Annotated in this window: 10 protein-coding genes; 1 reads left to right on the forward strand and 9 read right to left on the reverse strand. The window is 40.8% G+C overall.

Features of this window, described 5'->3' with window-relative positions:
• Positions 1-11: 11 nt before the first annotated feature.
• Complete coding sequence (locus ACQKIC_RS14495; protein WP_427591753.1) at positions 12-2,714, forward strand: PBP1A family penicillin-binding protein; 2,703 nt, start codon at positions 12-14, stop codon at positions 2,712-2,714.
• Between the two features lie 14 nt (positions 2,715-2,728).
• On the opposite strand, the gene ACQKIC_RS14500 is transcribed toward ACQKIC_RS14495, so the two are convergent.
• The 9 genes from ACQKIC_RS14500 to panD form a co-directional block, all read right to left on the reverse strand.
• A complete protein-coding gene (locus ACQKIC_RS14500; protein WP_427591752.1) occupies positions 2,729-3,268 on the reverse strand; it encodes a YpoC family protein in 540 nt (179 codons plus the stop codon).
• Entirely contained in the window at positions 3,265-3,921 is a 657-nt protein-coding gene (nth, locus tag ACQKIC_RS14505) for an endonuclease III (RefSeq protein ID WP_402869114.1), read from the reverse strand. Before nth ends, ACQKIC_RS14500 begins: the two co-directional genes overlap by 4 nt.
• 22 nt (positions 3,922-3,943) lie before the next feature.
• The gene (locus ACQKIC_RS14510) at positions 3,944-4,639 is read right to left on the reverse strand and encodes a DnaD domain-containing protein (protein ID WP_402869116.1); all 696 of its coding nucleotides are present in this window, start codon (positions 4,637-4,639) and stop codon (positions 3,944-3,946) included.
• 127 nt (positions 4,640-4,766) lie between these two features.
• Entirely contained in the window at positions 4,767-6,059 is a 1,293-nt protein-coding gene (gene asnS, locus ACQKIC_RS14515) for an asparagine--tRNA ligase (RefSeq protein WP_402956726.1), read from the reverse strand.
• 210 nt (positions 6,060-6,269) lie between these two features.
• A complete protein-coding gene (locus tag ACQKIC_RS14520) occupies positions 6,270-7,454 on the reverse strand; it encodes a pyridoxal phosphate-dependent aminotransferase (RefSeq protein ID WP_402869119.1) in 1,185 nt (394 codons plus the stop codon).
• A 19-nt stretch (positions 7,455-7,473) separates the two neighbouring features.
• Entirely contained in the window at positions 7,474-7,950 is a 477-nt protein-coding gene (locus tag ACQKIC_RS14525; RefSeq protein WP_402869121.1) for a DUF5590 domain-containing protein, read from the reverse strand.
• A gap of 17 nt (positions 7,951-7,967) precedes the next feature.
• Positions 7,968-8,138 (reverse strand): YpmA family protein, encoded by a 171-nt coding sequence (locus ACQKIC_RS14530; RefSeq protein ID WP_214772022.1) that lies wholly within the window; start codon positions 8,136-8,138, stop codon positions 7,968-7,970.
• A gap of 158 nt (positions 8,139-8,296) precedes the next feature.
• Positions 8,297-11,077 (reverse strand): ATP-dependent DNA helicase DinG, encoded by a 2,781-nt coding sequence (dinG, locus tag ACQKIC_RS14535; RefSeq protein WP_427591751.1) that lies wholly within the window; start codon positions 11,075-11,077, stop codon positions 8,297-8,299.
• Positions 11,078-11,257: 180 nt separating this feature from the next.
• Positions 11,258-11,641 (reverse strand): aspartate 1-decarboxylase, encoded by a 384-nt coding sequence (gene panD / locus ACQKIC_RS14540; RefSeq protein WP_402869126.1) that lies wholly within the window; start codon positions 11,639-11,641, stop codon positions 11,258-11,260.
• Positions 11,642-11,646: the final 5 nt, after the last annotated feature.

The following is an 11,646-nucleotide window of genomic DNA, read 5'->3' on the forward strand; positions in this document are numbered from 1 at the left end:
GGTTAGCTGTAATGGCTGAAAAATATAATACAAGAGAAGAACGTAGAAAGCAGGGTCAGGCACAGAAGAAGGCACCAAAAAAAGGGCCGAAAAAACCCACGAACATGCTTAAGCGAGTTTTTCTCATTCTCGTTACAATTGGAATTATTTGTTTAGTTGCTGGAGGAGCTACATTAGCTTACTTTATCAGTGATGCTCCCAAGCTCGACGAAAGCCTTTTAAAAGACCCCGTTACCTCGAAGATCCTTGATGAAGAAGGTAAATTACTTGGAGAGGTCGGCACTGAGAATCGTGACTTTGTCAATTATGAAGATATACCTGAACTAGTCGAAGACGCATTCCTGGCAACAGAAGATTCCCGTTTTTATTCCCACCATGGGGTTGACTTCCTTCGTTTAGGCAGCGCAGTCCTCGCCAATGTCAAAAATGGCTTTGGTTCAGAAGGTGCTAGTACTTTAACCCAACAGGTTATCAAACGCTCTTATTTAACACCTGATAAAACGATTAAAAGGAAAGTCCAAGAAATGTGGCTGGCCATACAGCTAGAAAGAAAATATACAAAACAAGAAATACTGGAAATGTATGTGAACAAAATTTTCTTTGCCAATCGTGCAAACGGGATTCTGACGGCTTCGCAAACATATTACGGGAAAGACTTGGATAAATTGGACCTTAACGAAGTGGCCATGCTTGTCGGGTTACCGCAAAGCCCAAGTCGCTATGATCCATATAAATATCCAGAACGGGCAAAAGAACGTCGCGATATTGTACTTCATCTCATGAATAAACATGGATACATTAGCGAACAGGAAATGAAAAAGGCACAAAACGTTAAAATAACAGCCGGACTTCAAGAGGTCGATAAAAACCAAATCGATACGACTGCTTATGATGCCTTCATAGATTTGGTAATAGAAGAAGTCGGAAATATGGGTGACTATAATGTGTTTACAGATGGTCTGGAAATCCAAACGACCATTGATAAAGACGCCCAAGAATACGTTTATAAAATGTTGAATAGTAATGATATCGTTAGTTATCCAAGTGAAGATCTACAAGCCGGTGTTACTTTGCTTGATACGCAAACAGGCGAAATTAAAGCCGTTGGCGGTGGCAGGAACACGAACGTCAAACGCGGGTGGAACTATGCAACAGATGCTAAGCGTTCACCAGGGTCGACAATCAAACCTATCTTAGATTATGGTCCAGCTGTCGAATATTTAAACTGGTCAACCTATCAACCTATTAAAGATGAGGAGTATACCTACTTTGATGGAACTCCCCTCAAAAATGCATCAGGTACTCATTATGGAACGGTTCCTATTCGAGAAGCTCTCGCGAGATCATTGAACATACCGGCCTTGAAAGCGTTCCAAGAAGTCGGGAAAGAACGAGCACGTGATTTTGCAATTGACCTTGGCGTTCCTTTTGATAAAGATAAGGAAATCAACGAATCCGCTTCAATTGGCGGTGGCACAGATGTTTCAACTCTAGAACTTGCCGGAGCATATGGGGCCTTTGGTAATGGTGGGATTTATAACGAACCACATACCGTCAAGAAAATTGTATTACGTGATAAAACAACCATCAAGAACAAAACAGAAACAAAACCTGTCATGAAAGATTCCACGGCTTTCATCGTCACGGATATGCTGAAAAGCGTCATGACAGAAAGTTACGGAACAGGTAGATTGGCCAACATACCTGGGCTTCCAGTCGCTGGTAAGACTGGATCCACTAACTTCACGCCCGAACAACGTGCAGCAAACAACATACCTGCTTCAGGGGTAAAGGACAGCTGGATGGCTGGTTACACGACTAACTATACCGTTGCCATATGGGCGGGTTATGATAATAGTGCAGGCAAAAAGATGGAATACCTAGGCGATTCATCTCAAAGAATACCAAAATACATCTTTAAGAATTTGATGGAACACATGGCCCAATCAAAAACAACGAAAGACTTTGAACAGCCGAGCAGTGTTGCAAAAGTTGGTGTCATTAAAGGATCGAATCCTGTAGTGAAAGCCAACCAATACACTCCAAGTGATAGAATCAGTTATGAATACTATGTTAAGGGCCACGAGCCAACACAAGTTACCACAGAATATGAGAAAATAGATACACCTAGTGTCAGTGCGTCTTATAATCAGGAAAGCAACGAAATACAGCTTTCATGGTCGTATAGTGATGGAGATCCACAATTTGAAGTCCAAATGTCTGTTGACGGCGGCTCAAAAAGTGTTCTCAAAAAATCGAAGGATACTAGTTTAACCATTCCAAACCCTACACTGGGAAGTAAATATACTTTTTCTGTCGTAGCCATCGTTGATAATCAACGAAGCGACCCTGCTGGTGCTACAGTAGAGATTCCTAGCGTTATTGAAGAAGAGCCTGAGGAAGAGGAAGATATTGAAGAGCCAGCCGAAGATGAGGATCTGGAACAAGATACTCCTACTGAAGACGAGGGTAATGAAGACGAAGAGAAAGATAAAAACCCAGACCAGGGCAACACAGATAACAACGGGAACAATGGAAACGGGAATGGTAATGGCAATGATGATGCCACCAAAGACGATGAGGATGTCGAAGATGAGGATCCAGGAAAAGTTGATGAGGATAAACCCGCGGATACTCCTGAGCCCGCTCCCGCTCCTGACCCAGAAAAAGACAAAAATAAAAACAAAGATAAAGATAAAGAAAATGGCAATTAAAAAAAGGTCTAAGCTTAACCGCTTAGACCTTTTTTCGCTTTTCTTAGCTTGTTTCTTACAAAGAGCTTTTCCAATTCGATGAATAATTCACTAAGCTGTCTGAATGAATGGTAAAACGCCGGTCTTTCCATGATGAAAGATAATCTTTCAACCAAGTTTATCGGTTTAACCGGACAGGCTTCTATCTGTTTCTTCCATGCATTTAGCTTCACGGGTATTTCATTCATCCAATAGACTGCCGAAAAGAATAATCCAATTCCTTCTTTCATAGGCTCTAAAGCCAGTCCCGCTTTTCTATTCGAAAAAAACAATTCGCAATCCTTTTTAATGAGCCTCCATTTTTCAAACAGTTCAGGTATATGCATATCCCCACTCTTCCAAGGTGAATAAACTTCTTCCCCCATGTAAAAAAGCAGCTCATATGAAAACACTTCAACTTCACTGGGATTTCTCCACTCTTGGTAGTCTTCCTTTTTTAAAGGTTCTATTTCATTAGGGAAGAAAAATGGATCGTCCAATTCGGCCGGTACGTTTAATGAATTTAAATCAGTCATTTGGCTTCTATCCTTTTTAGCCGCTTTTTCCCTTCACGACACAAATCAAGAAGCGGACAGGTTTCACATTTTGGAGACTGGGCTTTACAATGATAGCGACCAAAGAAAATGAGTCTATGATGTGTAACGGACCATTCATCCATTGGCACTTTGGTCATTAAGGTTTTTTCCACCTCAAGGACATTGTCTTTCCAGCGGCATATACCCAGCCGTTTGGACACACGCTCTACATGGGTATCCACCGCTATCGCCGGCACGCCAAAAGCCACTGAGACGACCACATTGGCCGTTTTCCGACCGACACCCGGTAACTTGGTAAGCTCATCACGGTCCCTAGGAACTCTTCTATCATATTCGTCTATCAGCATTCTAGACAACTTTTGAATGTTCTTTGCTTTATTACGGTACAGACCGATTGAACGAATATCATTTTCCAATTCTTCAATCGGTACACTAAGATAATCTTCAGGCGTTTTATATTTTTGAAATAAATTTTGAGTCACTTTATTAACCAAAACATCTGTACATTGAGCCGAAAGAGCAACAGCAATCACCAATTCAAATGGATTGGAGTGATTCAGCTCACAATGGGCATCAGGAAACATCTCGCCCATCGTATCCAGACAGTAACGAATTTGAGCCTTATTCAGCATGTTTGTTCTCCTTTAATTCACATTACTGTTCGAGCCAATTATAAAAGGGTACATCTTTCAGTGGTTGTGTCGGTTCTATTTTACGGTCCCTTTTTTGATGGACTCTAAATTTTTGTCCTTGTTCCCTTGCTTGTTCCAAGGTTTTAATCCCATTCTTTTTCCACTCGAATAAAATTCGGTCTATATAACGGAAATTCAATTTCCCTGAAATGACAGCCTCCCTTAAAGCCGCTTTGATGATATCTGGTTGATGGTCATCCTCCATCCACATTGCCAGGGTTTCACATTCAAAAGGAGATAATGGACGCCCGAACTCCTGTTCAAATATTGTATACAGGCTCTCCCCTGCCTTCTGTACCTCGGCAGATTCAGCCTGTTTCAAAGACTTCAAGAAACAGTCCATCATTTTCTCATATAGTGGATCGAGCGAATACTTTTCCTGACCAATTTCCTGATTATTTTCAACGACCATCTGGACGAATCCTCTTTGAACTAAACGTTGTATTAAAAATAGGCATTCGGATTCCTGTAATGTCATTCGGTCGGAAAGTTGAGACGGCGCTGGAAATGGATTATCTCCATCGATAAAATTCTGCAATTGGAGTAGTAGAACCATCTCTTGCTCATTCAACCCCATTGTCTTATAGTGAGTCAACAAAAAGGATGGAATCGTTATCGTTCCTTCCTTAAACCAAGCATATAAATGTTCTTTATTCATGTTTTGGACACCTCTAAATTAGTATAACATGAAAAATGTGATACGAATAAGCTTATAATTTTAACAGAATTAATAGAAAAAAACGGTTATTCGCCCAGTATGGCTAAATAACCGTTTTTTTTACAAATCAAGGATATAAGCGATTTAAAAGACGTGGGAAAGGAATAGTTTCACGGACATGTTCAACACCGCTAATCCATGCCACTGTCCGTTCTAAGCCAAGGCCAAATCCAGAATGTGGGACAGATCCATATTTCCTTAATTCCATATACCATTTATAAGCATCTTCACTCAAACCATGTTCAGCAATGCGCTGTTCAAGAAGCTCCTGATCATGGATTCTTTCCGATCCACCGATTATCTCACCATATCCCTCTGGTGCGATCAAGTCGGCACATAAGACGACTTCTTCCCGGTTTGGATCTGGTTGCATATAGAACGGTTTAATTTTAGTAGGATAGTGTGTAATGAAGACCGGCTTATCATAGCTTTCAGCAATTGCCGTTTCATGTGGAGAGCCGAAATCGTCTCCCCATTGAATATCTTCAAACCCTTGTTCGTGAAGGAACTTGATAGCTTCATCGTAAGTGATCCGCGGGAACGGAGCCTTGATTTGTTCAAGCTTTGTCGTGTCACGGCCAAGTGTATTCAATTCTAGCTGACAATTCTTCAGAACAGACTGAATGACGGCTGTGACAAATTGTTCCTGGACTTCTAGGTTTTCTTTGAATTCCACGAAAGCCATTTCCGGTTCAATCATCCAAAATTCGATTAAATGCCTTCTGGTCTTAGATTTCTCTGCCCGGAAAGTCGGACCGAAAGAAAATACTTTTCCTAATGCCATGGCTGCAGCTTCCATATAAAGCTGACCGCTTTGTGATAGATAGGCATCCTCATCAAAATATTTTGTCGCAAACAACTCACTCGTTCCCTCTGGTGCGCTACCAGTTAAAATCGGCGGGTCCACTTTGACAAAACCTTCATCATTGAAGAATTCATATGTAGCACGAATGATTTCATTACGGATTTTCATAACCGCATGTTGACGCTTCGAACGAAGCCATAGATGACGATTATCCATTAAGAATTCTGGTCCATGAGCTTTCGGAGTGATTGGGTAATCAACTGAATCATGAATGATTTCAATATTGTTCACCTGTAGCTCATAACCAAAAGGTGAACGCTCATCCTTCTGAATGACTCCCGTAACATACATGGAAGATTCTTGTGATACCGACTTTGCAGTAGAGAAAAGGTCTTCTCCTACATCAGCCTTCACGACTACCCCTTGGATGAAACCAGAGCCATCGCGGATTTGAAGGAAAGCAATTTTACCACTAGAACGCTTATTAGCAAGCCAGCCTCCAATTGTCACTTCTTGATCGACAAATTTGCTAGCATCTTTTATTGTAATTTTCACCGAATTTCCCTCCAAATATAACTTAACTACTAAGAAATTTACTCTATTTATTATACCTATAGGGCTCATTACAAGCAAATTATTCAGCTAATCTACTATAAATGTCTACTTTACTGCTCATAATCTTTTATCCATATAAAAAATAGGGAAGATATAAAAAAGCCTACAAATCCCCTAAACAAAATAGGGGACCTGTAGGCTTTTCAAATACTACGCCATTTTCGCTTTAACGAATGTATGAATTCTTTCAACGGCTGCTTCAAGTAGGTCCAAAGAGGTTGCGTAGGATAATCTGATGTTATCCGGAGCCCCGAATCCTGAACCTGGGATGACGGCCACTTGAGCTTCTTCTAATAATGCGGTAGTAAACTCTTCGACATTGCTGAACCCTGTTAATTCAATTGCACGTTTCACATTCGGGAACAAATAAAATGCCCCCTGCGGTTTAATGCAGCTTACTCCCGGTATATCTACTAATTTTCCATAAATCGTATCCAATCTACTTTCAAATGCTTGACGCATTTCCTCTACCGGTTCCTGTGGGCCATCATATGCAGCAATTGCGCCATATTGAGCCGTGGTAGTAGGATTGGATGTACTATGGCTAGCTAGGTTTGTCATGGCCTTAATGACGGCCTCATCACCTGCTGCATAACCAATTCTCCATCCTGTCATGGAATGTGATTTAGAAACCCCGTTGATGATGATCGTTTGCTTTTTCAATTCAGGAGAAATTTCTGCAATCGATATATGTTTTGCAGTTCCATATACCAATTTTTCATAGATTTCGTCCGAGATGATTAAAATATCATGATCTAGGCAAACTTTACCGATGGCTTCTAACTCATCTTTAGAATAGAGCATGCCAGTCGGGTTGCTTGGAGAGTTAATGATGACCGCTTTCGTTTTATCAGTGATGGATTCTTCGAGTTGTTCCTTTGTGATCTTATACTGGTTTTCTTCAGAGCCAACAACATACACGGGTTTTCCGCCAGCAAGCTTAATCTGCTCTGGGTAGCTTACCCAATATGGTATAGGAACAATTACTTCATCTTCTTCATCCAAAATCGCTTGGAACAATGTATAAAGCGCATGTTTTGCACCAGATCCGACAATAATTTCAGAAGGCTTATACTCTAGGCCTTGATCACGTTTTAACTTTGCTGCAATCGCGGCTTTCAGTTTTGGAAGCCCAGCAGAAGGCGTGTATTTGGTTTGTCCTTCATTCATGGATTGCATGGCTGCATCGATAATATGTTGAGGAGTATTGTAGTCAGGTTCGCCGGCCCCTAAGCCAATAATATCAAGACCTTGTGCTTTGAGTTCTTTTGCTTTTGCTGTGATTGCCAGTGTTGTTGAGGGTGTTAATGACTGAACCCGATTAGCTAATTTCATAGTAGTAAAATCCTCCATTCTATATACTTCGATAATACTTAAGCCATTCCCCTGTTTTGAAATCGTAATAATCATAATTATACCGTTCAGAATCGTCGAGATATGTTACCTCCCAAAGGGGAACATCCTTTTCCATACCAAGCTTAACAGATATGATTTCTTCAGGTTTTAGCTTATCATTCACTATGTTTAAAATTTCTTTTTTTGTCTTACCGTCTTTAAAATTCCTCACAACTATTTTTTTCTTCTCGTCCTCAGGAATCCAGACGATTTTTTTACTTCCATTTTTCGTCTTGCCAATGATAACAGAATATGAGGTTTGACCATTATAAAGGTAAAACTCATCCTTGGTATCAATTCCGCCTGCTTTCTTTGCCTTTTCAAAAGCCTCATTACCAGCTTCTTTTTTATGCTGTAATGCTTTAATGTATGCTCCGCTGACAAAACCGATAAAACAAAGGACTAGGATAGAAGCAATAACCAACCATTTTTTCAAAGCCGCTTTCCCTCTTTCTATGTACGATAAATAGTAAATATCGCTTTTTCTTGATCTTGTGAATCCAATGCCAGCCCGAACATCAAATCGTCCTTTTTCAACGTTCGATTCAAAGAATCCACAATCTTATACAAATCAGGTGAATTTTGCAGCCTGACTGTCGAGATCACTTCAATTTTGCTCTCCATGAAAATGCTCCTCCATTTTAACTAAAAATTGTCAACAACCACTGGTATGTATGGAATTTGAAGGCATAACTACCTTTCACATTATACCAGTTCATAGGTTATTTTTCTTCATTATTTCGCAAAATTCCACCTATAATAGGAAAAGAATAGAAGAGTCATTAAATCCACTCTTCTATCAAATCCGCCATTTCTCTGATGGAGACATTTTTCCAATCGATAGGGGGAATCGATTTTTTAAACTCATGCCCATATTTAGCCGTGATAACACGTCGATCCAATACGATCAGCAAACCCCGATCCTCTGGCGTACGGATTAACCTACCGAATCCCTGACGGAACCTTAACAGTGCTTCAGGTAAGGAATATGCCGAAAAGGCGTTCTTCCCCTGTTTTTCGAGTAGCTGACATTTTGCAGCCGTAACCGGCTCATCGGGAGGTGAAAAAGGAAGCCTGACAATGACCAGACATGATAGATCTTCTCCTGGTATATCGACACCTTCCCATAGGCTCGTCGTCCCGAAGAGCACTGCTTTCTCGAAATTTTGGAAATTCCTTAACAACCTCATCCTGCTTCCACCAGAAATCCCCTGTGCAAACAAAGTGAAATCATCCAAGACCTCGGAATCTTTTATGGCATAATATGTGGCACGCAACATCTCATGTGAAGTAAATAAAACCATCATCCTGCCCTTGGCAGCCTGGGCAGCAACAATTATATGGTTAGCTGCATTCTCGGAAAACTCATCCACTGTTAAACAGTTTATATCGGGGATATCATTCGGCACCAACACTTTTACCAAGTCCTTATAAGGGAATGGTGAAGGGTAGATGGCCGTCTGTATCAATTCTTTTTCCAAACCAAGCTGTGCCTTGAAATACTGGAAGGAATGTTTCACGGCTAACGTAGCAGATGTCATGACTACACTCTTCTGACGTCCAAAGTAAGAGTCCCACAACCATTTGCTTCCTGATATCGGTTGAACCGTCAACGTAACACCGTGCTGTGGCGCCGCTTTTGTATAATCAAGCCAATAAATATTTTCTTCATGAGGCTTAATGAAACATTCATGCAAGGAATCTCTTGTATCCTGAAGATGTCCAAGCAACACTTCGATATCATTCAGGTAAAACAAGGCATTTTTCCCTAAAGATGATTCATTATCCATTAAACGATGCAATCGCCTCTCAAGTTCCATGATCATTGAACCTGATAGATCCACTAACCGTTCCGCTATAAGTATCGCCTGTTTCCAGGAAGGGTCTTCTATTTTAAAGGCAATTCGCTTCGGACCTATAGACCGTGAGAGTTTTTCTGCTTGATTGGACAAGAAATAAAAAAGTTGATCGAATTCATATGAAAAGTCACTTAGCTTTTGATCAAATGTATAGGTTGGACTGCCATCCGACCATCCATTGTTCGAAAGCAATTTTTCAAGTCTATAAAATAACTGCTTTTGATCGAAGGTCCCTAGCCTGTTTAGCATGGTCTTTACTGAAATATAATGGAGCCTCCTACCAAGTTGTGTGGAAGCCGCCTGTTCCAAGTGATGGGCCTCATCCAAGACTAAATACCCTTCTTTGGGAATAAGGGCGTCTTCTGTAAGGAGGTCACTCATTAAAAAGGAATGGTTTGTAATGATAATATCTGCTTTTGCGGCTGTTTTCTTGGCCCGTTCAAAGAAGTCCAGTTCAATCCAGGGTTTTTTCAAACCTACATATGTAAGACCATCACTTTGAAGCCTGTTCCAAAACAATTGTCCACCACTAGTAAGATTCAATTCATCTTTATCCCCTGTTGCCGTTTCCGTCAACCAGACCAATATCTGCATTTTCGTTAAAGCAGTTTCATAATTATCTTCTTTTTCTCGCAATGCCCGCTCAAACTTTGCCAGGCTCAGGTAATTGCTTCTTCCTTTTAGCAAAACGGCTTGAAAGGAAAAAGGAAGGATCTTCTTCAGTTTAGGTACTTCATTTTGAAGGAGCTGATCCTGCAACTGAAGAGTATATGTCGAAACGACGACAGGTTCATGATGTTTCTTGGCAAAATATACGGCCGGCAGTAAATAACCCAATGATTTTCCAATTCCCGTGCCAGCTTCAATTATCGCATGCTGTCGGGATTCGAAGGAATCATGAATTAAGTTCATCATGCTAAGCTGTCCATCTCTTGCTTCAAAAGCGGGGTATGCATTTTGAAGCATGGCTATTTTCCCCTCGTCATCGAGTGGGAATTCTGTTTCTTGTTCAATATGCTCACTATCATCGGTTACTTTTTTAAATGCCAGTCCTCTAAATGTCGTAATACCTGGTAAACGGACCTCGGCTTTTGTAAGTTTGCTCGCAATGCAAGCATCTATTAATTCGGAAACCTCGCTCTGTAAGGAAAAAGATAGCCGGTATAATTGCTTAAGTGTCATCAATGGTAGGTCCAACAGCTTTTTTTTCAATTCTAACAATAGTAAAGCGGTAGCATATGCATCGCTATCCGCTTGATGTGGCCTCGAATGGTCTAAATTTTCCTCTTTGGCCAGCTGATGCAATTTATATCCATCGGAAGTCGGTTTCATGATTTTCGCCAATTCTACCGTATCAAGCGTAGAACCATAAAAGGGCTCAAATCCGCACCTTACCAATTCTTCCTGTAGAAAAGATAAATCAAATAATACATTATGGGCAACAAAGCAAGCCCCTTCTATAAGATGGGCAATTTTTTCCGCGACATCTTCAAAATCTGGCGCATCCTTTACGGTCTCATTACTTATCCCTGTCAATTCTTCAATGAAAAGGGATATTTCCTGCCCAGGATGGATGAATGTTGAATAGGTATCAACAATCTGATCATTTTCAATGACCACACCAGCAAACTGAATGATCCTATCCCCTTTTTTGGGTGAATTCCCTGTTGTTTCTAAGTCAACCACTACATATCGTTGTGTCATGAATTGTACACCTCAAACTTCACTTTCTCCACTAGCTGATGGAATTCTTTATACCTTTTTTATACCATACTACACAGAATAAAGGAAACACTCCGATTGCCAGATGGACATAGGTTCAGGAGTCTGGTTGCATAAAAAAGGGGCATGCTCAACATATAGATGTTGAGCCGCCCTCTTTGCTTACAAGATTGTCGCTGCAGGTTCGTGTGAAATCAATTCAATGATTTGGTTCCTTTCATTCATGATTGCCACTTTAGGTTGGTGATCACTCACCCTTTCTTCAGCCACCATCACATAAGAAATGATAATGACAATATCATCAGGCTGGACTAATCTTGCTGCTGCTCCATTTAAGCAGACAACCCCACTTCCACGTTCTCCCGCTATCACATATGTTTCCAGTCGAGCACCATTATTATTGTTGACAATCGCCACTTTCTCATTGGGCACGATGCCCACTGCATCAATAATATCTTCATCTATCGTGATGCTTCCCACATAATTCAAATTGGCTTCAGTCACCCTTGCCCGATGGATTTTCCCATTCATCATTGTCCGAAACATGATCG

Source organism: Peribacillus sp. NPDC046944, assembly GCF_050272735.1.
Classification (GTDB): Bacteria; Bacillota; Bacilli; order Bacillales; family DSM-1321; genus Peribacillus.